The 21,056-nt window shown below is 59.2% G+C and carries 21 protein-coding genes; 7 read left to right on the forward strand and 14 right to left on the reverse strand.

Going from position 1 to position 21,056, the window contains the following annotated elements; translation table 11 throughout:
- Positions 1 to 12 precede the first annotated feature (12 nt).
- From SPITH_RS11930 to SPITH_RS04245, 3 genes are all read right to left on the reverse strand, one after another.
- Positions 13 to 1,191 (reverse strand): aminotransferase class I/II-fold pyridoxal phosphate-dependent enzyme, encoded by a 1,179-nt coding sequence (locus SPITH_RS11930; protein WP_014624482.1) that lies wholly within the window; start codon positions 1,189 to 1,191, stop codon positions 13 to 15.
- Positions 1,181 to 2,599 (reverse strand): adenosylmethionine--8-amino-7-oxononanoate transaminase, encoded by a 1,419-nt coding sequence (bioA, locus tag SPITH_RS04240; protein WP_245523447.1) that lies wholly within the window; start codon positions 2,597 to 2,599, stop codon positions 1,181 to 1,183. Before bioA ends, SPITH_RS11930 begins: the two co-directional genes overlap by 11 nt.
- 62 nt (positions 2,600 to 2,661) lie before the next feature.
- Entirely contained in the window at positions 2,662 to 3,891 is a 1,230-nt protein-coding gene (locus SPITH_RS04245; protein ID WP_014624137.1) for an IS256 family transposase, read from the reverse strand.
- 213 nt (positions 3,892 to 4,104) lie between these two features.
- On the opposite strand from SPITH_RS04245, the gene SPITH_RS04250 reads away from it, so the two are divergent.
- Positions 4,105 to 4,485 (forward strand): hypothetical protein, encoded by a 381-nt coding sequence (locus SPITH_RS04250; RefSeq protein ID WP_014624484.1) that lies wholly within the window; start codon positions 4,105 to 4,107, stop codon positions 4,483 to 4,485.
- Positions 4,486 to 4,569: 84 nt separating this feature from the next.
- Here the strand turns inward: SPITH_RS04250 and SPITH_RS04255 are convergent, their stop codons facing one another.
- The 4 genes from SPITH_RS04255 to SPITH_RS04270 all read right to left on the reverse strand — a co-directional run bounded on the left by SPITH_RS04255 (position 4,570) and on the right by SPITH_RS04270 (position 8,542).
- Positions 4,570 to 4,911 (reverse strand): P-II family nitrogen regulator, encoded by a 342-nt coding sequence (locus tag SPITH_RS04255; RefSeq protein ID WP_014624485.1) that lies wholly within the window; start codon positions 4,909 to 4,911, stop codon positions 4,570 to 4,572.
- Positions 4,912 to 4,921: 10 nt separating this feature from the next.
- Positions 4,922 to 6,286, reverse strand: coding sequence for an ammonium transporter (locus tag SPITH_RS04260; protein ID WP_014624486.1), 1,365 nt, complete (start codon positions 6,284 to 6,286; stop codon positions 4,922 to 4,924).
- A 192-nt stretch (positions 6,287 to 6,478) separates the two neighbouring features.
- Positions 6,479 to 8,053 carry a nif-specific transcriptional activator NifA gene (gene nifA, locus SPITH_RS04265; RefSeq protein WP_014624487.1) on the reverse strand — a complete coding sequence of 525 codons (1,575 nt, stop codon included), beginning with the start codon at positions 8,051 to 8,053 and terminating at the stop codon, positions 6,479 to 6,481.
- A gap of 45 nt (positions 8,054 to 8,098) precedes the next feature.
- The gene (locus SPITH_RS04270) at positions 8,099 to 8,542 is read right to left on the reverse strand and encodes a hypothetical protein (RefSeq protein ID WP_014624488.1); all 444 of its coding nucleotides are present in this window, start codon (positions 8,540 to 8,542) and stop codon (positions 8,099 to 8,101) included.
- Between the two features lie 124 nt (positions 8,543 to 8,666).
- On the opposite strand from SPITH_RS04270, the gene rpsF reads away from it, so the two are divergent.
- From rpsF to dnaB, 6 genes are all read left to right on the forward strand, one after another.
- On the forward strand, positions 8,667 to 8,951 hold the full coding sequence (gene rpsF, locus SPITH_RS04275) for a 30S ribosomal protein S6 (RefSeq protein ID WP_245523448.1): 285 nt from the start codon (positions 8,667 to 8,669) through the stop codon (positions 8,949 to 8,951).
- Positions 8,952 to 8,960: 9 nt separating this feature from the next.
- Entirely contained in the window at positions 8,961 to 9,386 is a 426-nt protein-coding gene (ssb, locus tag SPITH_RS04280) for a single-stranded DNA-binding protein (protein ID WP_014624490.1), read from the forward strand.
- Between the two features lie 19 nt (positions 9,387 to 9,405).
- Entirely contained in the window at positions 9,406 to 9,711 is a 306-nt protein-coding gene (rpsR, locus tag SPITH_RS04285; RefSeq protein ID WP_014624491.1) for a 30S ribosomal protein S18, read from the forward strand.
- Positions 9,712 to 9,776: 65 nt separating this feature from the next.
- Positions 9,777 to 10,664, forward strand: coding sequence for a hypothetical protein (locus tag SPITH_RS04290; RefSeq protein ID WP_014624492.1), 888 nt, complete (start codon positions 9,777 to 9,779; stop codon positions 10,662 to 10,664).
- A gap of 2 nt (positions 10,665 to 10,666) precedes the next feature.
- Complete coding sequence (rplI, locus tag SPITH_RS04295; RefSeq protein WP_014624493.1) at positions 10,667 to 11,197, forward strand: 50S ribosomal protein L9; 531 nt, start codon at positions 10,667 to 10,669, stop codon at positions 11,195 to 11,197.
- Positions 11,194 to 12,561, forward strand: coding sequence for a replicative DNA helicase (dnaB, locus tag SPITH_RS11935; protein WP_014624494.1), 1,368 nt, complete (start codon positions 11,194 to 11,196; stop codon positions 12,559 to 12,561). The genes rplI and dnaB overlap by 4 nt, the downstream gene beginning before the upstream one ends.
- Positions 12,562 to 14,556: 1,995 nt before the next feature.
- On the opposite strand, the gene rseP is transcribed toward dnaB, so the two are convergent.
- The 7 genes from rseP to rpsB form a co-directional block, all read right to left on the reverse strand.
- Positions 14,557 to 15,921, reverse strand: coding sequence for an RIP metalloprotease RseP (rseP, locus tag SPITH_RS04305; protein WP_014624496.1), 1,365 nt, complete (start codon positions 15,919 to 15,921; stop codon positions 14,557 to 14,559).
- On the reverse strand, positions 15,911 to 17,047 hold the full coding sequence (gene dxr / locus SPITH_RS04310) for a 1-deoxy-D-xylulose-5-phosphate reductoisomerase (RefSeq protein WP_014624497.1): 1,137 nt from the start codon (positions 17,045 to 17,047) through the stop codon (positions 15,911 to 15,913). Before dxr ends, rseP begins: the two co-directional genes overlap by 11 nt.
- 17 nt (positions 17,048 to 17,064) lie before the next feature.
- Positions 17,065 to 17,901, reverse strand: coding sequence for a phosphatidate cytidylyltransferase (locus SPITH_RS04315; protein WP_014624498.1), 837 nt, complete (start codon positions 17,899 to 17,901; stop codon positions 17,065 to 17,067).
- Positions 17,898 to 18,596, reverse strand: a complete 699-nt coding sequence (uppS, locus tag SPITH_RS04320) for a polyprenyl diphosphate synthase (RefSeq protein WP_014624499.1) — start codon at positions 18,594 to 18,596, stop codon at positions 17,898 to 17,900. Before uppS ends, SPITH_RS04315 begins: the two co-directional genes overlap by 4 nt.
- Complete coding sequence (gene frr, locus SPITH_RS04325) at positions 18,596 to 19,150, reverse strand: ribosome recycling factor (protein WP_014624500.1); 555 nt, start codon at positions 19,148 to 19,150, stop codon at positions 18,596 to 18,598. The genes uppS and frr overlap by 1 nt, the downstream gene beginning before the upstream one ends.
- A 70-nt stretch (positions 19,151 to 19,220) precedes the next feature.
- Positions 19,221 to 20,063 (reverse strand): translation elongation factor Ts, encoded by an 843-nt coding sequence (gene tsf / locus SPITH_RS04330; protein WP_014624501.1) that lies wholly within the window; start codon positions 20,061 to 20,063, stop codon positions 19,221 to 19,223.
- Positions 20,064 to 20,066: 3 nt separating this feature from the next.
- Positions 20,067 to 21,014, reverse strand: coding sequence for a 30S ribosomal protein S2 (rpsB, locus tag SPITH_RS04335; protein ID WP_014624502.1), 948 nt, complete (start codon positions 21,012 to 21,014; stop codon positions 20,067 to 20,069).
- Positions 21,015 to 21,056 lie beyond the last annotated feature (42 nt).

Raw genomic sequence — 21,056 nt, forward strand, 5'->3', positions numbered from 1 at the left:
GCGTCCCGCCTTTTATAATTCCATAAGTGTTCCGCAGACATCAGCTAAATGAAGGATATCTTTTTGGGACATCAAAGCAGTTATCGAAAACCTGATTCGCGAGGTTCCCGGAGGGACAGTGGGGGGTCGTATGGGATGGACAAAGAAGCCAGAAGCTCGAAGGTGCTTTGCCCATTCTACAGCTTTTGGGTCTGGGCCTGCTATCGCAGCGAGGAGACATCCCTTGCCCCCTCTCACCGGGATGCCTTTTCTCTGAAGAGCACTTTGTAGTAATGAGGTGAGCCGTGTTGCGTGTATCCGTTGCTCTTCCATCGCTTGAATTTTGGGGATAATCCATGCGTGCCATTCTGCGAGAAGAGGAGGGATACCGGTGGTGTATATCAACGAACGACCCCGATTGATGAGGGCCTCAATGAGCCATTGAGGACCACCTACCACTCCCCCTGATGCTCCAAGAGCCTTTCCTCCTGTCCCGATCACCACATCCACCCATGTATCCAGTTTCTCTTCTGCAGCAGCGCCTCTTCCCTGTGGTCCTATAACCCCCAGAGCGTGAGCCTCGTCCACCACCAGCAAGGCGCCAAAGCGATTCTTAAGTTCACACAGGGCCGGGAGCGGAGGGGTATCACCTTCCATAGAGAAGATTCCCTCTGTGGCGATGACCGCCTGTTCTCCTTTATGACCGTAGCGGGAGAGGAGGTTCTCAAGATGATGAGGGTCATTATGTCTGAATCTATAAAATCGTGTCCGCCCTATCCTGAGTCCATCGAACATGCTCGCATGGCACTCCTCGTCGAGAAATACGGTGGCATTGAGCTCTCCTAATACAGAGAAAAGTGCCACGTTTGCGTGGTATCCACTTGAGAAGAGGAGTGCCTTCTCTTTGCCCAGCCATCCACACCAGGTCTTCTCTGCTTTTTCGATTGACGCAGTATTCCCACATAAGAGCCGGCTTCCCCCTTCCCCTAGACATCGTCCTGCACTCTCTGCGTTGTTAAGCTGTTCAGAGAGGAACTGGTGTTGAAGGGCGAGATCTGTACCGATGCCCAGATAGTCGTTCGAAGAGAGATGAAGGAGCTTCTGTCCATTCCAGAACACATATTTCCCCTCTTGCCGAAGGGATTCACATGTACGGAATCGGGAGGAGGAAATGAGTTCTCTTCGAATCGATTCCCACTTATCAGAGAGCATCGGTGTGTTGCACCTCCCACACTGTCTCTTCTATCGCGCGGAATGTCTTGTGGACTACTTCCCGTACCTCTTTCTCTGTAGCATTCAGTCGGAAGAGCCAGTAAATCGTGTCTCCAAGAGGGCGGAGAAGAAGCCCATACTGGCGTGCCTTCTTGGCAATGCGACGCCCTATCCTGAGTTCAGGAGAGAAGAGGACTTCTCCTTCATCTCTTTTTTCTCTCACCACATCCACAGCTCCCACGCATCCTATGAAACGTACATCTCCTACCCAGGGGATCCCTTCCCAGGAGAGGAGTTCTTGATGAAACGCTTCCCATGTCTTTTGGGCGGTTTCGAGAATGCGTGTCTGGAGGAGCAATTCAATGTTTGCGTGGGCCACTGCGCAGGCTATGGGGTTTGCTGTATAACTATGACCATGGAAAAAGGTCTTGCCTTTCGCATAATCATCATAGAAGGCATAGTAGATCTCATCCGTAGTAATCGTGAGAGCGAGAGGGAGCATGCCACCAGTAATTCCTTTTGCGGCTATAAGGATGTCGGGAACGATATCCGCATGCTCGTATGCCCACATGCGCCCTGTTCTCCCGCATCCCGTAACCACTTCATCGAAGATGAGAAGGATACCGTACTCTTTCGTGAGTTCCCTGAGGCGAGTGAGGTACTTGCGTGAGTAAACCTGCATCCCCGCTGCGCCCATCAGGAGAGGTTCCACTATTACTCCCGCTAGGTTCTTCCACAAGGCATGGATAGTCTCCTCTATTCGGATCAGTCCTTGTGTGAGGACTCTCTCATCGCCTCCACTCTCAGTGAATGGGGGAGGTTGTGAAGTGTACTTCCTGATCGGTGGGAGTACTTCAATAGTTTTTACCATGAGGCCTCTGTAGTGGGAAAAATAGATGTCTATTCCTCCTACACTCATACACCCACTGGTATCCCCGTGGTACGAATCTTTGAGATGGATGAACAGTTCGCGCTCTCGATCACCACGATTTTTGTGATACTGGTATGCCATCTTGAGGGCTACTTCTACTGCAGTGGAGCCGTCATCAGAGAAAAAGAATCGAGAGAGTGACGGATGGAGAACTTTTGTGAGACTCTCGACCAGGCGGGTAGCAGGGGGATGGGTACATCCTGCGAAGAGTACATGGTCGAGCTCGTGGAGCTGGTGATGTATGGCCTCAATAAGAGAGGGATGGTTGTGCCCCCACACTGTGGTCCACCACGACCCTGTCATATCATAGTACCGGTTGCCTTCATGATCAAAAAGATAGGGACCTTCTCCTTGTACTATAAGAAGGTGATCTTCCTGAGAGTAGTCCTTCATTTGGGTATAGGGATGCCAAATGTGGGCGCGATCGATTGCTAGGAGATGCGTATGCTTCAGATGGTCTTCACCTTTGGTTAACATCATGGAAAATATGGTTAACACAAAAAGCAAGAATATGCAAGTCTAAAAATAGTCTGGCACTGTCAAGGGGGAGTGTTGAAATTACGCTGGAGCTGATAAGGGGTGCGTCTCCCCACCTCTTGTATCACCTGCATGCCCACCACGTAGAGGCCTACCACCTCATCCGCATGGGCAAGACTCATATACCCGGGATACCGTCGCAGAAAGCTCCTCATGTGCCGAACCAGGTTCTCCGCAAGGTTGCTCGTCCTCACCTTCTTCTTCCACGCATAGGGTAACTCCAGATAGGAGAAGAGCCGCTCCTTCCGCCACAGGAGGGCGGCCGTCATCCGGGGAGCCTTCGGCGCCCACTTCTTCACGAATGCCTCACACGCACCCTCTGCCTCCTCCTTCCCTCCTGCCTCAAAGAGCTTCCAGTACTCCGCTCGAAAAGCTCGCCTCTCCTTCTGGAGGTCTGCGTTCTTCCCCTTCCGTTCCCCCATATCCTGCAGGAGCTTCTGTTCAAGCGTCCGCTGCAGGTGCCACAGACATATCTGCTTTTTCGCCTCGGGATACACGGTCTCCACCGCCTGCCAGATGCCTTCTGCCTCATCGGCCACCACCAGCTCCACCTCCTCAAGCCCCCGCTCGTAGAGCCCGGTAAGGAGTCGCTCGTAGCTCGCTCGGTCCTCACGCGCTGCAACGATCCAGTCAAGCAGCTCGTGTGTCCCGTCCTCCTTCACCCCCACGGCACTTAAGACCACCAGCTTCTTCTGATCGCTCCCCCGCCTCTTGGCCCATACCCCATCCAGCACAAGGGCCTTCACCCCGCTGAGGGGCCGCTTCCGCCACCGCTCTTTCTCTTCGCGAAGACGTCTGATGAGCCTCAGCAGGGTCTGCGGGTGAGCCTCTCCTATCCCCAGCTCCCGTAAGAGAATGGTCCACGTCCGCGCACTCATCCCTCCCACATACCCAAGCAGAAGTTCCTCGGTGAGGGCCTTGAGCCTGTGCTCATAGGTCACCAGCCTCACCTCTTTCCCGCAGCTGGTACGGATACGCGGCACGCGTACCTCAGTAAGGGTTCCCCATGGGACCTGCACGGTCTTCCACTTCCTGTAGCCGTACCGGTAGTAGGAGACGTCCTCAGGACCTCCTCTGGCATATCGGTCTCTTCCCACTACCGCATCTCTGAGTGCCTCAAGGAGGCGCTCCAGGTAGCTCTTGTACGTCTGGAGGACGTGCTCCCGTACCTGGTCTTCCACTTGCCTCATCAGGCGAGAAAGGGTAGAGTGTGTCGCAGGTACATGTGTCATGGGGTATCTCCTCCTTAGCTGTAAGTGTGTGTTGGTGGGAGATACCCCTTATCTTTTTTCCCCGCCTTTTTCAACACTCGATGTTACAGTCCCAATAGTCTTGTAAAGAAAAATTATAGTCAAAATTTGACTTATGCCATGGAGTGATATATAATACAACTGTCCTGTGGAGGGTGCGCAGGACTGTATTCTACCTTAACAAGGAGGTGAAGCATGGTAGCAGCCATTATTATCTTGTTCCTTATTGGTCTTCTTCTCGGTGCTCTGTTTCTCAATTGGGGTGCAAAGGCTATCGACGTTGAACAGCAAAACTACGTGAAGGCCATCCTTGCTACTCTGGTGGGATGGGTAGTGTTGCTCGTGTTCTCGCTCGTGTTTTTCTCCCTTCACTTTGTGGGATCTGTGCTCGGCTTCATAATAGGGGTTCTGGTTCAGGCGTTGGTGGTACGGGCAGTGTATAAAACCACTTACGGCAAATCCCTTGGTACTACGCTTGTTGCGTGGTTTTTCACGCTCATTGCCGAAGCCATTCTTGCACTTCTGGTTTCCCTCATCTTTGGGCTTTCTGTGGTGGGTTCTCTTGGATCCATGTGAGAAAAGATCTCCTTCCGAAAGAGAAAGAAAAAGAAGGAGAAAGGGGGAGGGAGCCTCCCTCCCCTCTCTTCAACAGTAAAGGTCTTATCCTATCGCCGTGTTTCCCCGTTCCCCGGTCCGTATCCTGATGCACTCCTCCAAGGGCAAGACGAATATTTTCCCATCTCCTATCTTCCCGCTCCGTGCGCCGGCGATGATCCCCTCTATCGTGGGCTCCACGTACTCGTCGTTCACCGCGATCTCGAGCCGCACCTTCTTGAGAAGGTTGACCTCGGTGATCACCCCCCGGTACTGCTCGGTGAAGCCCTTCTGCTGACCGGCTCCCAGGGCATTGGTGACCGACATCTTGTAGATCTCCCTCTTGTAGAGCTCTTCTTTTACTGCGTTCAGCCTGTGTGGCTGTATGTAGGCGATGATGAGTTTCATCGGTTCCTCCTCACATGTTGCTGAAGATCTGGAATCCGCTGTAGGACTCCACTGCGTGTTCGCTCAGGTCGAGACCCTTGAGTTCTTCCTCTTCGCTCACCCTGAGGCCGATGGTGGCCTTGATGAGGTTGAACAGGATGAGTCCCGTCACAAAGGCCCAGGCGAACCCTGCGAGCACGCCCACCGCCTGTACGCCGAGCTGGTGCCATCCTCCGCCGTAGAAGAGCCCCACGATACCGGGATCGTTCACCCCATTGGCGAAGAGCCCCACCGCGAGGGTCCCCCAGGCGCCGCAGGTGCCGTGGACCGATACCGCACCCACGGGATCGTCGATGTGGAGCACCTTGTCGAGGAACTCCACGCTGAAGACCACGATGATTCCCGCGATCGCACCCACGATGACCGATCCTGTAGGGCCGATCACCCAGGTGCCTGCGGTGATGCCCACCAATCCTGCGAGGGCTCCGTTGAGCGACATGGAAGGATCAGGCTTGCCGTAGAGGAGCCAGGACGTGATCATGGAGAGGACCGCCCCTGCGGCGGCGGCCAGGGTGGTGGTGACCGCCACGTGGCCTATGGAAAGATCGCTCCCCGAGAGCGTCGATCCGGGGTTGAAGCCGTACCACCCGAACCAGAGGAGGAATACCCCCAGTGCGGCGAGTGGAAGGTTGTGACCGGGGATGGCCTTTACCGTGACCTCGTTGCCCACACGGACGTACTTGCCCTTCCTCGCGCCGAGGACGATGGCCCCTGCGAGTCCGAGCCACCCGCCTATGGAGTGGACCACCGTACTCCCCGCGAAATCGTGGAACCCGAGTTCCGAGAGCCACCCGCCGCCCCAGACCCAGTGTCCGAAGGTGGGATAGATGAGGGCGCTCACGAAGACCGAGTAGGTCAGGTAGGCCGTGAACTTGGTGCGCTCGGCCATGGCCCCGGAGACGATGGTGGCGGCGGTGGCGGCGAAGACCACCTGGAACATCCAGTCACGGAAGATATCGTACATGGACGAGGCCCCGTATGCCTCCAGCGCCTCGGGGGAATAGGAGAGGAAGAACCCGTTGCCCCCGATGAGACCGCCCAGCGAAGGGGCGCCGTACATGAGGGCCCATCCTATGGCCCAGAAGGCGAGGGCCCCCACCGAGAAGTCCATGAGGTTCTTCATGAGGATGTTCGCCGCATTCTTCGCCCTGGTGAGGCCCGTCTCCACCATGGCGAATCCGGCCTGCATGAGGAAGACGAGTGCTGCGGTGAGCACCAGCCAGATCATGTCGAGGGCCGCCCCGTGGAGTGTGAGGGTCTCCTCCACCCCCTCCTGGGCCCACAGCGTTCCTCCTGCGAGGAGGAGGACCAGCATCAATACGCCTGCTCTTCTCATACGTTCCTCCTGTGAAGCGATGTTGCAGAAGAGAAAGCAACTAACATGCCAAGGAGTGACGATCGCAGGGGCGGAAGGCGCTAACTCATTGAGGATGAGGAGCTAAGCCTGGTGTTGAGCAGGCCGTCTGTCTTACGGTCTCGTCGAGAGGGGCGAAACATTTCACATTTCTGTAGAGAAATTCGCTATAACCTACATTTTTGTGGAAACCTTCGTTCGTGGCCTGAAGGCCTTGGGGTTTATCCTGTACTTCCTCACCCTGAGTCCCATGATGCGCTCGGTGATCCCCAGCATCTCGGCGGCTTTCGACATGTTCCCTCTGCACGTCTTGAGGGCGTCGATGATGAGTTCACGTTCCAGATTCTCCAAGGCCTCCTTGAGGGTCCCCTTGAACTCGGTCTGCGTGGATTCGGCGCTCTGGAGGGTGGGGGGGAGGTGGTAGCTGTGGATCACTCCGTCGGTGCTGAGAAGGACGGCACGTTCTATGCAGTTCTCGAGTTCCCTGACGTTCCCGGGCCAGTGGTAACTCATGAGCAGATTGATGGCCGGCGTCGAGATGCGATGTATATGCTTGTTGTTCTGCTTCGCGTATTTCTCTATGAAATGATCGGCGAGGAGGAGGATGTCGCTCCGTCTCTCCCTGAGCGGGGGAACGTGGATCGGGAAGACGTTGAGCCGGTAGTAGAGGTCTTCCCTGAACTTCCCCTGGGCCATGAGCTCTTCCAGGTTCCTGTTGGTGGCGGCGAGCACGCGTACGTTCACCCGGATTGTCTCGCTTCCCCCCACCCGCTCGAACTCCTTCTCCTGGAGCACCCGGAGGAGTTTCACCTGTACCTGGGGGGAGAGGTCTCCTATCTCGTCCAGGAAGATGGTCCCTTCATGGGCGAGTTCGAACCGTCCCTTCCTTCTCGTGAGGGCCCCGGTGAAGGCCCCTTTCTCGTGTCCGAAGAGCTCGCTCTCTATGAGGGTCTCGGGCAGGGCCGCGCAGTTGACCCGTATGAATGGCTTGTCCGCCCGCAGGCTGTTGTAGTGAATGGCCTGGGCGATGAGTTCCTTGCCCGTGCCGCTTTCCCCTCGGATGAGCACGGTCGCTTCACTCCTCGAGACCCGCGCGATCATGTCGAAGACGTCCTGCATGGCCTTCGATGTGCCGATGATGTTCGCAGGACGGAAGTGTTCCTTGAGTTCCTCGTGCAGCCGCGCGTTCTCCTCCATGAGGCGTTCCCGTTCCTCCACGAGCTCCTGTTTGAGCTTCACCGCCTGGGCGATGAGGGAGGCGAGGATGGTGAGGAGGCGTGCCTCGTCGTCGAGGTTGAGGTCGGGATCGTAATCCCTGTCCGCACTCAATGTCCCCACCACTTCGTTTCCCACCTTTATGGGAACGCAGAAGAAGGAGAGGTCCCCGCTCTGCGGCTTCTGGCGTGATCCCGTCCGGTTCAGGAACTCCCTGCTCTCCGAGATTCGTGGTATCACGATGGGTCTGCCGCTCTGCACCACTTTTCCCGTCACCCCCTCTCCTATCCGGTAGCGCCCCCTCAGCTTCTGGGATTCGGAGAGTCCGTAGGCCTCCTCGATCACGATCTCCCCTGTGTTACGGTTGAGGAGGGTGATGGTCCCCCGGTTCATGCCCAACTGTTCGGCGATGAGTCTGAGTACCGGTTGGAGGACTTCCCGTACGTCAATGGTCTGGGCGAGGAGCTGGCTCACCTCGAAAAGGAGTGAGAGCTCACCCACCTTTTTCTCTAGGAGAGCGAGTTGCCGTTCCATATCGATCTTATTGTATCGATGGAGAGGGAGAACTCCAAGGGGGGGTCAATCCTCTTCCCCTGGGGAGAGGAGTTTACTTATTTCCTCGGGTGAGACCACGTCCCGTTCTCCTTCCTGGGAGGAGATGAGACTCTTCAGCCGTTCCACCTCGCGTTCCTGGGCTTCCTGGAGCACGCGGAGACGCTTCTCCGCCGAGGTGCCCTTCAGATTGAGGGCGGATCCCTTCTTGAGGATGTCTTCTATGAGGCGAGCGAAGTGGATACGAGCCCTTCCTGCGCTGTGGAGAAGGGATTTGTAGTCGGCGAGCTCGGTATGACGTTCTATCTGGCGCTGGAGGAGGTTGAGGCTCCTGTCGAAAAAAAAGACTTCTTCGATGAGGTGATCGAGAAAGACTTCGGGTTCGAGGGGGAGGCGGAGGATGTCCCTCAGGGCCTGCATGAGGGTCTCGAGAGCGAAGAGGTGTTCGGCATAGGTGGTGATCCGAGCCATCACTTACCTATCGGAATCGTCCGTGTTGCTCTTGACCATTCTCTTTCCCTTGTGATAGATTCTTATGACCTCTTTAGCCATCTCGTTGAAGATGGTTCGCCAGGCCGAGAAGAGGAGGAAGACGGTGCGGACGTATGAACTCGTGTGTGTGTTTCGTAGCGAGCAGGAGCTCTATACCCAAGGGAAACAGAAGACGGTAGAGGTCCTGAACAAGCACGAGACGCAGATTCAAAAAGAAGAGGACATGGGTGAGCGCCAGCTCGCCTATCAAATCAAAAAACAGACCCGCGGTCACTACTATGTGTGGGTGTTCAATGCAAAGCCGGAGATCATCTCGAAACTCGAACATGATCTCAAGTACATCCCTGAGGTGTTGCGCTTCCTGGTGACCAGGGTCGACACCAAGTGAGGTGTTCCCATGGCAGACATCAACAGTGTGGTCCTGGTGGGAAGGGTCGTGAGAGATGCGGAGCTCAGATACTCTCCCTCAGGGACCCCTGTGTGTAAGTTCTCCCTCGCTGTCAATCGTGACAAGCGGGAAGGCGATTCCTGGTCGGAAGAGGTCAACTTCTTCGATATCGTGCTCTTTGGACGCCTCGGTGAGGCGGTGGCGCGGTATCTGGTGAAGGGGAAGCAGGTCGCCGTACAGGGGGAGCTCAGACAGGATCGCTGGGAGCGCGAAGGCCAGACGGTGAGCAGGGTGGAGATCGTGGCCAACAACCTCCGCCTCCTGGGAGGCGGAGGAACGGGTGGAGGGCAGGACAGGCCTGCACCGTCCGGCGGTGGGGCGTCCACCCCACCAGCTTCTGGTGAGCCTGATTTCGAAGACGATATACCGTTCTAAAAGACTGAGGAGAGGAATGATGTCCGACGATGTGAGAACCGAAGAGAAGAATGAGAATGGCTCCAGGGAGGAGCGAAGGGAACAGCGGCCGCAGAGAGGTCCTCAGGACCAGCCGCGGCGCCCCTATTTCCGGAAAAAGGTCGACAAGATAGCTCTCTACAAGCTCGAGATCGATTACAAGAAGCCGGAGGTGCTTCGCCAGTTCCTCACGGAGAACGGCAAGATCCTCCCGAGGAGGATCACCGGGACGTCTGCGAAGAACCAGAGGAGGCTGGTACGGGAGATCAAGAAGGCCAGGATCCTGGCGCTCCTTCCCATGGGTTGATGATGGAGTCTCTGGAGAATAGATCGCGTCTTTGGCTCATGGGCGTGGGAGGAGGAGTCCTCGCGATGGTGTCGTACCTTTCGGGACTCCTCCTTCCCTTTTTCCTCGTTCCTCTCGTCTATCTCTTCTATCGAGCGAGACGTGTATCCTGGTATGCGGCCTTGGGGACGGCGGGAGGAGGCTTGCTCGCCCTTCACCTCTTGCTCTGGGGGCTGGAAGGGTGGGACCCGGCGTGGGGAGTCCTGGTCGGGATGAACCTCCTTCTTCTCTTCCTCTGGATGGGAGGCCTCGTGTTCCTCGTGGAGGATGTCCTTCCGTTTCCTCGATTCACCCGACTCATCGTGATCACCGCTGTGGCCGCGGTCGTCACGGGTCTCGTGGTGGCCGTGGGGCTCGCATGGGGGAACCTGGCCGAGCTCGCCTATACGATGTGGGACAGGGTGCTCACCCTCCTGGGTGGGGATGTCTTCGTGGAGGATCTCTCCTCACAGGAGAGGATGGAGACGTTCAGCGTTCTCGTCCAGGCGCTTGGGTCTTCCCTCTTCGTGTGGTACATGGTGATCCTGGCCGGCAACTGGTACTTCGGCTGGCTCCTCTCGCATCCGGGCATGTCGCTCCTCGCAGGCTTCAGGGCACCCGCATGGTTCCTCTGGTGGTTCCTCCTGTCCTTCGCAGGGTTCCTCCTGGAGCGGTTCGTCGATCTTCCGTTGGGGCTCGCGTTCGCAGTGCGGAACGCGTTCGCCATGGGCCTCGTGATCTACGGGGTGCAGGGCGTGGGAGTGCTCTCTTTCCACCTGCGCCGTCTCTTCCCCCGTGGGGGGAGTGTTGCCCTCATAGGCCTCTGTGTGGTATCATTGTTCATCCCCGGGATGAACCTTCTGGTGGGCGTTCTGCTCCCCGGGCTTGGAATCGCCGAATACTGGTTAGTCTTAAGACCTCGGAAGGAGTCGTGAGTATGAAAGCAACGAAGGTGATCCTCGTTCAGGACGTGCCTAACCTTGGAGAAGAAGGAGACGTGAAACTCGTCGCTCCTGGATATGCACGGAACTATCTCATTCCTCGGGGCCTCGCCCTTCTCTGGAACAGGGCGAACGTCGCCCTCATCGAGAGCCGACGACACCAGATCCAGAAGCGGAAGGAAGAGAAACGGAAGAAGGCCATGGATCTGAAGGCGCTCCTCGAGAGCGAGCCCCTCGAACTCGAGATGCCCGCCGGTGAGAAGGGCAAGCTCTTCGGATCGGTGACGGCTGCGGTGATCGTGGAGGCCCTCCAGAAGAAGGGTATACAGATCGAGCGGAAGAGGGTCGAGGTCCCCGGTCACGGGATCAAGATGGTGGGTACCTACAAGGTCCCGGTGCACATCTACGAGGACCAGCGTGCCACACTCACCGTGCTGGTAAAAGCGCAGGGGAGCGGGAGCGGGGAAGCCGCCGAAGAGGAGACGTCCGAGGCTTCGAGCGAAGCCGTCTCCACCCAGGCAGAATGAGCAGTGACCCTGTCATAGATCGCGCCCTTCCCTCCGTGGGGAAGGGGTTCGTGCCTCCTCATGACGAGACGGCGGAAAAGGCCACGCTGGGGGCGCTCCTCCTCAATCCCGAGGCGCTCCCGGTGGTGCTCCCTTATCTCCGGCCGGAGGACTTCTACCGGCGCGCCCACAGAAACATCTATCAGGCCGTGCTGGACCTCTTCGATCGAGGCGAGGCCATCGACATCCTCACCGTGACCGAGGAACTCAAGGCGAGGGACCTCCTCAAGGAGAGCGGCGGGGCTGCGTACATCGCCTCTCTCACCTCGGAGGTGCCCACCACTGCAAACGTGGAGTACTACGCCCGGATCGTCCAGGACAGGAGCATCCGCAGGCGGCTCATCACGGTGGCTCAGCAGGCGGTCGCAGACGCCTACGACGAGGGGAAGGAGATCCGGCTCACCATAGAGGAGGCGGAGCGCCAGATCTTCGAGCTCACCGAGCTGGGTACCACCTCCACGGTGAAGCACACGAGGGAGCTCCTCACCGAGACCATCAATATCATCGAGCGCTGGTACAAGACGAAGGACACCTACACCGGCATTCCCACCGGATTCTCCGATCTCGACAACCTCCTCACCGGATTCCAGCGTTCTGAGTTCATCGTGATCGGCGCACGGCCCTCGGTCGGAAAGACCGCCCTGGCCCTCTCCATGGCCGCCAACATCGCCATCCGCAAGAAGGTTCCGGTCGGCTTTTTCACCCTGGAGATGGCGGACATGGCCCTCATGCTCAGGCTCGTGGCGAGCGAGGCGAGGATCAATTTCCATCATATCCGGACCGGGCTCCTCAAGCCCGCGGATTTCCAGAAGATCATGGAGGCTGCGGGCGAGATCTACGAGGCCCCCCTCTACATCGTGGACGTACCCAACCTGCGGCTCCTCGATCTCCGGGCGCAGGCCAGACGGATGAGGCTTCAGTTCGGGGTGGAGATCATCTTCATCGACTACCTCACCCTCATCACGGCCGAGAATCAGGCCCTCGCGCGGCACGAACAGATCGCCGAGATCAGCCGCTCGCTCAAGGCACTGGCCCGCGAGCTCGACATCCCGGTGGTGGCCCTCTCCCAGCTCAGGCGGGAGACCGAGGGGAAGCGTCCGACGCTCGCGGACATTCGAGAGTCGGGTTCAATCGAGCAGGACGCCGACGTGGTGATCTTCATCCACAGGGAGCGACCCACGGACAGGAGTGCGGACGAGGAGCATCCGCACGAGATAGAGACCGAGCTCATCGTGGCGAAGCAGCGTAACGGTCCGATCGGCACGGTGAAGCTGGCCTTCCTTCCTCAATACACCCGTTTCGAATCCCTCACGCGTCACTCGTGAGTCACTGAGGGGAAGGAACCTCTCCTTCACCCGCTCCGACGAGGAGAGGAGCAGGCCGTCTCTCCCCTCGATGAGCCACTCCCCGTCGGTGAAGAGCAGCACGTCGTAGAGGTGCGAGCGGGTGTTCGCGTCCCAGATGGAGACGCTCCCGTCCCTGTTGATGGCGTAGAGGATTCCCCTCGAGAGGAAGAGCCTTCGGGGAAGGTGACTGGTGGCTTCGAACAGGAGCCGCCTCGATCCCGACAGGAGGAGGGGGGTGGTGTATCCTGCGGTGGTGTAGAGGGAGCCCGTGTCGGGATCGAAGGTGATGTCCCCTTCCGGATCGAAGATCGTGCTCGTGTACACCCGGGACGAGGAGATCCGTTCCCCCGAGATGCGGAAGCGCTCGATGGCCGTGACGTGATCCTGGGTGAGGCCGAGCCCGTAGAGCACGTTCCGGGAAGGATCCAGTACGAGCCGGTAGATCACCGACATCCGGTTCTCGAGCGGGAGGGTCTCCCCGAAGAGCAGATCGATCTTGAGAAGGGAGTAGGGGGTGAGGGACGTCTGGGTCCTCCCTGCGAAGAGGAGTTCGTCCGAGATGGCCATGTCGAGTATGCCGTTGCCGGGTATCCGGAGGGTCTCGCCGAGGGTGAAGGGGTCGAGGACGCGGATGGAGGTGTTGCGTTCGAGTATGATGATGCGTTCCTCGTCGAGGAGCACCCCGGAGGGGTAGGTGGAGAGGGCCCGGTACTGGCCCTTGAGCGACCGGGAGGAGAGGTCGTAGAACATGACCACGGGCGGATCGGGGGGGGCGGTGGTCCACACGGCGAGGGTGTCTCCCGCTATGGAGAGGGCGGTGTTCCTCTGGAAGGGGAGGGCCAGCCGTCGGGAGGTCACGAGCTGTTCGGTACGACTCCCTATGGAAGCGGCGTCCCACTCGACCACGAAATCCCTGGTGCTGCAGAAGATCCGATCCGCATGGACCGCGAGATCGGTGATCGATGTCTCGAGGTGGGTGGTGATCGCGGTCTCGGACTTCGTCGTCATCGAGAAGCTTCGTACGCTTCCGTCGTTCATACCGGCGTAGAGCGTACCGTCCTTCAGTGCGAGGGAGACCGCCGAGGAGAGGATGCCTGCGAGGGGTATCCTCTCCTCCTCCACGAGGCTCTGTCCCTGGAGCCTGTACCGGATGAGGGAGGGGAACGAGGAGCCCTGGACCACCACGATCTCTTTCTCCGGGTCGACCAGGATGTCCCTGATCTCCCTGAGGGGGACGTCCGCGAACACCTTCCCGGTCACCATATCGAGCACCACGAGCCGCTCCTGGGTCTTCCCCACGAGGAGACGGGGACTGTAGAGCACGGGATCTTCGACCTTCTCCTGGAGGCTCACGCGGGCTTTTTCCCTTCTCGTCTTCGTGTCCCAGTAGATGAGGAGGGAGGATGCGGGGGTGTAGGTGACCAGGGTGGACTCGGTGGATGAGAAAAAGAAGAACGAGACGATACCGAATCCCTGGCTGAAGAAGGAGATGGGAGTGCCTTTCGAGGAGTAGGGGGAGAAGCTCCGCCAGGTCGGGAAGGTGAGTCCTATGTAGGTACCTTTCGGGGAGTACGAGAGGGAGAGGGGTCTCTCCTGGAGGCGTCGGGAGAACAATCGCTTGCCGGAACGCCACTCGTACCCCTCGAGCAGATAGGCGTCGTCTCCGGTGTGGACGAGCACCGCGATTTCCTCCCCGTCGGGATGGACGGCGATCCTTTCCAGTGAGTAGGGTGAGACCTGGAGCCGGCGGATGACGAGATTCCGCTCGGTGTCGTAGACCAGGACGCAGCCGTCTGCACCGGCGGAAAAGAGGAGGGGCATCGAAGGATGGCCGTCGATGTCGAGGATGGTATCACTGTGGGGCGTCTGGACCACCACCGAAGAGTGGAAACCGGGGAGTGTGAGTCCACAGAATCCGAGGATGAAGAAGATGCACATGATGCGTTTCATATCCTTACTCCTCGAAGCGTGTCTCTAGTGCCAGCCGGCGAGCGAGAATATGTCCATGAAGAGGATCACCACGGCGAGGGCCATGATGATCATCCCTCCTATCATCTGGTAGCGGTAGAGGACTCGAGGTGGGAGCGCCCTCCTGCTCAGGAACTCTATCGAGTAGATGAGGATGTGTCCGCCGTCGAGTACGGGAAGGGGGAGGAGGTTGAAGACCGCGAGCGCGATGCTGATGAAGGCGAGGAACTGGACGGCAGGGACGATGCCTGCCGCACCTCCCGAGGAGACGCCCTGGGTGATCACGTCACCTACGGCGTAGCTGATCCGCAAGGGCCCCATCACCTCCCCTGCGGTTCTCCCTCTCACCATGTCGGCGAGCCCCCGGAGAGTCTCCCTCACCACCAGGGTGATCTGGTTCCACGAGCGGACGAGAGCCTCGAGAGGGGGGGCCTTGAGGGTGACCATCGGGACCGCGAACTGGATCCCGAGGACCGGTGCCCCGTTCTCGTAGTGGGGGATGAGGTCCACGGAGATGGGAGCGCCTCCCCTCATCACCGAGAGGGAGACCTTCCGGGGATTACGGGATGAGAGGTAGGTGTGGAGGGCGATGGTGTGGGGAACGGGGACGCCGTCGACGGCGAGTATCCTGTCTCCGGGCCTGATGCCGGCGATCGCGGCGCTGCTCCCTTCCTGTACGCGTTCCACTACCGGGTCGATCCATGCGTACACTCCGATGCGGGGAAGTCCCGTCTCGGGGTTGATCGCGGGAGTGACGGTAAAGGTGAGTCTCGTCCCGTTCCGGTCCACTTCCACGACGAGGGGTTCGTTCCCCTCCAGGAGGATGAGCTCGGAGAGCTCGCTGAAGGTGCGGATCCGGGAGCCGTTGACGGCGAGGATCGTGTCCCCTGTCCTGAGGCCGGCTTCGGTGGCGGGATAGGCGTAGTCCTCAGCGGTGACGAGGGGATAGTCGGATTCCAGGACGATGGTGGTGCCTGGAGAGCGGACCGGGAAGCCCACGGTCCAGAGCATCCCCACCACCAGGATGGCGAAGACCAGGTTTCCGAGTGGACCCGCCAGGCTCACGAAGATGCGTGCGAGAGGCGGGGCCGCGAAGAATGAATGAGGTTCCTTGGGGATCTCGGGGAGTCCCTTGGCGAGGGCTTCTTGGAGGGCGTGTTCGCCCTTGAGACGACAGAAGCCTCCGAAGGGGATCCATCCCAGTTGATAGACGGTGTCTTTCCTGCTGAATCGGAGCAGGGGGCGGCCGAATCCTATGGAAAAGGCCTCGACGTGGATCCCCACGATCCTGGCCGCGAGGTAGTGGCCCAGTTCGTGGAAGAAGACCACGACGCCGAGTCCCACGAGTCCCAGGGCTATCTTAAGAAGCATGATCACTCCTCTCTTTCAGGATACCTTCCGTAACCCTGCGCACTTCGGCATCCAGTGCCAGTATAGGGGAGATCCCTCCCCGAGGGGAAGGCCATTCCCTGGCGAGTACGGATTCCACCACCTCGGCGATCCGGGGGAAGGAGATCCTGCGCTCGAGGAAGGCCCGGACGGCCTCTTCGTTCGCCGCATTGAAGGCGATGCGCTTCCCCTGTGAAGCGAGAGCCTGGTAGGCGAGCCCGAGCATGGGGTACCGCCGCCCGTCCACCGGCCTGAAGCTGAGGTCGAGTCCCTCCTCCAGGAGAAGCGGAGCGGGGGCCTGGGGTGGGACCTCGGGATGGAACAGGGCCTGCTGGATGGGGAGCCGCATGTCCGGGGTGCTCATCTGAGCGTGCCACGACCCGTCACGGAGCAGGATGAGACCGTGTACCACGCTCTGGGGGTGGATGACCACCCGTACGGATTCGGGAGGCACACCGAAGAGGACCGCGGCCTCGATCACCTCGAGTCCTTTGTTCGCGAGGGTGGCCGAGTCGATGGTGATCTTGGGGCCCATCTCCCAGGTGGGATGTCTGAGCGCCTCTTCGGGGGTGATCTCCTCGAGTCGTGAGAGGGGGATGTCCCGCAGTGCTCCCCCGGAGGCAGTGAGATAGAGGGCCTTCACTGCATCCGGAGGAACATTCCGGAGCAGAGAGAAGATGGCTGCGTGTTCGGAATCCACGGGAAGGATGTGCCGCCCGTTCCTGGTGGCTGTCTCGAGGAGGAGTTCTCCCGCCACCACGAGGCTCTCTTTGTTGGCGAGGGCGAGATCCTTGCCGGTCTCGAGGGCCTTGAGGGAGGGGAGCAAGCCTCTCGTCCCCGCGATACCGTTCACCACGATGTCGGCTTCGGTCTCCTCTATGAGGTGGAGGAGACCTTCCTCGCCCTCGTAAGGGACCCCTCCGCCTCGTTTTCCTGTGAGCGCCAGGCGTTCCACGCCGAACTCCCGGGCGGCCGCGAGGAGCTCCCGATCCCTGGTATGCGCCGAGAGACCCACCACCTCGAGGCGCTCGGGATAGGCCCGCACCACTTCCAGGGCGTTCCTTCCGATGCTTCCCGTGCATCCGAGGACGATGATCCGTTTCTTCATAGGCAGCGTCCCTCGACCTAGGTGAAGAGGATGAGGTAGAGGTAATAGAAGACCGGTGCTGCGAACACGGGGGAGTCCACCGAGTCCAGGATGCCCCCACGTCCGGGGATGATGGCGCCGGAGTCCTTGGTCCTGCACGCCCGTTTGATGGCCGACTCGGCGAGATCCCCCAGGATGGCGGCGATGCCGACGAGGCTTCCGAAGAGGAGGGCCTTCCACGCTGGTCCGGGGAATACGTCGGGAACGAGCGCGCGGGAGACGAGGAGGACGAGTGGGGAGGTAAGAAATCCGCCTATGAATCCTGCGATGCTCTTGTTGGGGCTTATGAAAAGTACCCCGCCTCTTCCCCAGAGCTTGCCGGTCAGGTAGGCCATCGAGTCGTTGAGATAGACCGCGAGTATGAAGACGGCCATGAGGAGTGCCCCCCGTGGAAAGGCCGTGATGTGGGGGACGAACATGAGGAAGGCCCCGGGATAGAGGAGTATGAAGGCCGCGGCGCTCATCCTGTGAGTGATGTGGGGGACGTCGCTCTCCCGGGAGACGAATGTCTCCCGGGAGAGGGTGGCAAGGAGCACGAGGGTGATCACGAGGATCACGGGGGCCCACCCCAATGAGAAGAGGAGCCCCAGATAGGCTGCGAGAGGGAGTCCCGCGCCCAGGAGGAAGGCCCATGTCGCGGATCGAGGTCCTTCCTCCTTCAGCATCCGCCTCATCTCGAGGCCGCTCATTCCCCCCACCATGATCGCCACCAGGTTTATCCCTATGTCGTTGTAGTAGGGGAGGAAGATCACGAGTGCGAGGAGGGCGGGGAGCCCTATGGAGAAGAGCAGGATTCGTTGAAGAAGATTGCTCACGCGGTGCCTCCGAACTTTCGAGTGCGGCTCGCATAGTCCCGGAGCGCCTCGTCGAAATCGCGTTCCGAGAAGTCCGGCCAGAGGACCGGAGTGAAATAGTACTCCGCATAGGCAGCCTGCCAGATGAGGAAGTTGCTCAGGCGCTGCTCTCCGGCCGTCCGGATGACGAGATCGGGGTCAGGGAGTTCGGGGACGTCCAGGTAGCGACGGAAGGACTCCTCGGTGAGCTCCTGGCCTCCTCCTTCTTCGAGCCAGCGTTTCATCGCCCGCAGGATTTCATCCCTTCCCCCGTAGTTGAGGGCTATGTTGAGGGTGAGTCCGGTGAAGGATGCGGTGTCCCGTATCACGTCGAGGAGATCACGGCGGATTTCGCGTGGAAGGCCTTCGAGATTGCCGCTGTGGACGATCCTGATCCCGTACTCCCTGTAGAAGTCGAACTCCTTCTTGAGGTAGCGTCTCACCAGGCCCATGAGGAAGGAGACCTCTTCCTGTGCCCGTTTCCAGTTTTCGGTGGAAAAGGTGTAGAGAGAGAGATAGGGGATACCTCGCTCGGCGGCGGCCTTCACCACCCTCTTGGTGGCCTTGAGGCCCTCTTCGTGACCCTTGTAGCGAGGAAGTCCCCTCCTGGTGGCCCAGCGGCCGTTGCCGTCCATGATGATGCCGATGTGTCGGGGGAGGGAGGTGCCGATGTCCATCAGTCTTCCATGATCTCCTTTTCCTTGGCCTCGAGGAGATTGTTGATCTCGTCTATGTACTTCTGGGTCAGCTTCTGGATCTCCTCCTCACCTCGTTTCCGTTCGTCCTCGCTCAGCCGGCCCTCTTTTTCCGCCTTCTTGAGGGCCTCGTTCGCATCCCTCCGGATGTTCCGGATGGCCACCCGGCTCTGTTCCGCGACGTTCTTCGCCAGCTTGATGTACTCCTTTCGCCTCTCCTCGGTGAGGGGGGGGATGTTGATGCGGAGGACTTTGCCGTCGTTCACGGGATTGAGGGAGAGGTCTGAGGACTGGATGGCCTTCTCTATCTCCTGGAGCACGCTCTTGTCCCATGGTTGGATGACCACGAGTCGGGGTTCGGGTGCGGAGATGGAGGCCACCTGGTTGAGGGGTGTCTGCTGGCCGTAGTAGTTCACCGTGATCTTTTCGAAGAGGGCGGGTGTGGCCCTTCCCGTGCGTATCGTGGCGAGCTGATCCTTGAGCGCGTGCACCGATTTCTTCATCCTGGTCTCTGCGTCGATCTTGATCTGTTCCATGTTCTCCTCCTAAAAAAAGAAAGCGCACTGCTTCCAAGAGTAGCAGTGCGCAAGGGATCATGGCAAGGGCTCAGAGCTCTTCACCGACTTTGTAGTACCGGTAATCCACCAGGGAGATGCCCGCGCCGAGTTGTCTCGAGAGTTCCTCCATCTTCTGTCTCACGCTCTTCTTGTCGTCCTTTACGAAGGCCTGCTCGGTGAAACAGATCTCGGCGAAGTGTTTCTTGATCTTGCCCTGGACGATGCCCTGTATGACCTTATCGGGCTTCCCGAGGTTCTGGGCCTGCTTGGTGAAGATCTCCTTCTGCTCCTCGAGATAGTCGGCCGGTACGGTCTCCGGGGAGAGGTAGAGCGGGGCGAAGGCCGCTGCGTGGAGGGCGCAGTCGAAGGCGAACTCCTTGAAGGCCGGATCCTCCTTCAGCTCGGGTTTCTCGAGCGAGAACTTCACGAGCACGCCGATCCGTCCCTCTCCGTGCACGTAGGAGCTCACGTACTCGTTGGGGCCGATGGTGAGGACGTCCGCCCTCCTCAGCTTGAGGTTCTCCTTCACCTTCATGCCGAGTTCGGTCATCTTATCCTTGACTTCGGGGCTCTCGATGGAGAGGTCCTTGTCCATAATGAGGGCGAGGATCTCCTCTCCGGTGGTCACGAAGTCCTGGTTGCGCGCCACGAAGTCGGTCTCGCAGAGGATCTCGAGCAGGCCCGCCTTGGTGTCGGTGACACGGACGAAGACGCGGCCTTCCTCCGTGGCCCTGTCGCTCCGCTTGGCTGCGGCGGCGAGGCCCATCTCCTTGAGGATGCGCTCCGCCTTCTCGAAATCGCCGCCCGCCTCCTGGAGTGCGCGTTTGCAGTCCATAATGCCCGCGCCTGTGCGGTCTCTGAGTTTCTTTACGTCAGCAGCACTTATAGCCATGGGTCACTCCTCGTAATATTTGTCTTCGTCGCCTATGAACTTGTCCGATTCGAGCTCGGTGATCTGTTCGATGGTTTCTTCTTCCTCTTCCGGGGAGTACTCGGAGTAGTCGCCTGCGAGAACCCCCTCTTCCTCCTCCTCGTCTTCCTTGCCGAGACGGGCACCCACCGAGACCTTGAGCTCGGCGATCTCTTCTTCCTTGCCGGTCTCTATCTGGCTCTCGTCGATGGGCTCTTCCTCCTGGAGGGATTCCACGACCTCGAGGCCCATCTCGTTGTCCGCCTCGATGACCGCATCCGCGATGATCTTGGTGAAGAGGTTGATGGCTCGAATGGCATCGTCGTTGCCGGGGATGGGATGATCGATGATCTCGGGGTTACAATTGGTGTCCACCACGCCGATGATGGGGATCCCGAGCTTCTTGGCCTCGGCCACGGCGATGGCCTCGTGCTTGGTGTCGATGATGAAGACCACGCCGGGGAGCTCCTTCATCTCCTTGATACCGCCCAGATTCCGCTGAAGCCGGGCCTTCTCTTTCATGAGACGGGAGACCTCTTTCTTGGACATGGTGGCGAAGGTGCCGTCCACCTCCATCTTCTCCAGTTTCTTGAGCCTGAGGATGGACTTCTTGATGGTCTCGAAGTTGGTGAGGGTGCCGCCGAGCCACCGGTGGTTCACGTAGAACATGCCGCACCGTTCGGCTTCGCGTTGGATGGCCGCCTGCGCCTGGCGTTTGGTGCCGACGAAGAGCACGCTCTTGCCGGACAGCACGGTCTTCCGCACCACCTCGTAGGCCTCTTTGATGGCCTGGATGGTCTTCTGAAGGTCGATGATGTGGATCCCGTTCCGTTCGGCGAAGATGTACTTCTTCATTCGGGGATCCCACCTGCGTTTCTGGTGCCCGAAGTGCACACCGGATTCCAGCAGGTTCTTCATGGTCACGACTGCCAAGGGAACCTCCTCGATGACCCCGTGGGGTCTCCTTCTCTGTTT

It is taken from the genome of Spirochaeta thermophila DSM 6578, from assembly GCF_000184345.1.
Taxonomy (GTDB): domain Bacteria; phylum Spirochaetota; class Spirochaetia; order Winmispirales; family Winmispiraceae; genus Winmispira; species Winmispira thermophila.

Coding starts and splice junctions, on each gene's coding strand:
- SPITH_RS04250 (WP_014624484.1), top strand. CDS start 4,105: ATGGTAGCAGCCATTATTATCTTGTTCCTTATTGGTCTTCTTCTCGGT.
- dxr (WP_014624497.1), bottom strand. CDS start 17,047: ATGAAGAAACGGATCATCGTCCTCGGATGCACGGGAAGCATCGGAAGG.
- tsf (WP_014624501.1), bottom strand. CDS start 20,063: ATGGCTATAAGTGCTGCTGACGTAAAGAAACTCAGAGACCGCACAGGC.
- uppS (WP_014624499.1), bottom strand. CDS start 18,596: ATGGACATCGGCACCTCCCTCCCCCGACACATCGGCATCATCATGGAC.
- dnaB (WP_014624494.1), top strand. CDS start 11,194: ATGAGCAGTGACCCTGTCATAGATCGCGCCCTTCCCTCCGTGGGGAAG.
- SPITH_RS04290 (WP_014624492.1), top strand. CDS start 9,777: ATGGTGTCGTACCTTTCGGGACTCCTCCTTCCCTTTTTCCTCGTTCCT.
- frr (WP_014624500.1), bottom strand. CDS start 19,150: ATGGAACAGATCAAGATCGACGCAGAGACCAGGATGAAGAAATCGGTG.
- SPITH_RS04255 (WP_014624485.1), bottom strand. CDS start 4,911: ATGAAACTCATCATCGCCTACATACAGCCACACAGGCTGAACGCAGTA.
- rpsR (WP_014624491.1), top strand. CDS start 9,406: ATGTCCGACGATGTGAGAACCGAAGAGAAGAATGAGAATGGCTCCAGG.
- SPITH_RS04245 (WP_014624137.1), bottom strand. CDS start 3,891: ATGACACATGTACCTGCGACACACTCTACCCTTTCTCGCCTGATGAGG.
- rseP (WP_014624496.1), bottom strand. CDS start 15,921: ATGCTTCTTAAGATAGCCCTGGGACTCGTGGGACTCGGCGTCGTGGTC.
- SPITH_RS04260 (WP_014624486.1), bottom strand. CDS start 6,286: ATGAGAAGAGCAGGCGTATTGATGCTGGTCCTCCTCCTCGCAGGAGGA.
- rplI (WP_014624493.1), top strand. CDS start 10,667: ATGAAAGCAACGAAGGTGATCCTCGTTCAGGACGTGCCTAACCTTGGA.
- SPITH_RS11930 (WP_014624482.1), bottom strand. CDS start 1,191: ATGCTCTCTGATAAGTGGGAATCGATTCGAAGAGAACTCATTTCCTCC.
- ssb (WP_014624490.1), top strand. CDS start 8,961: ATGGCAGACATCAACAGTGTGGTCCTGGTGGGAAGGGTCGTGAGAGAT.
- nifA (WP_014624487.1), bottom strand. CDS start 8,053: ATGGAACGGCAACTCGCTCTCCTAGAGAAAAAGGTGGGTGAGCTCTCA.
- SPITH_RS04270 (WP_014624488.1), bottom strand. CDS start 8,542: ATGGCTCGGATCACCACCTATGCCGAACACCTCTTCGCTCTCGAGACC.
- bioA (WP_245523447.1), bottom strand. CDS start 2,599: ATGTTAACCAAAGGTGAAGACCATCTGAAGCATACGCATCTCCTAGCA.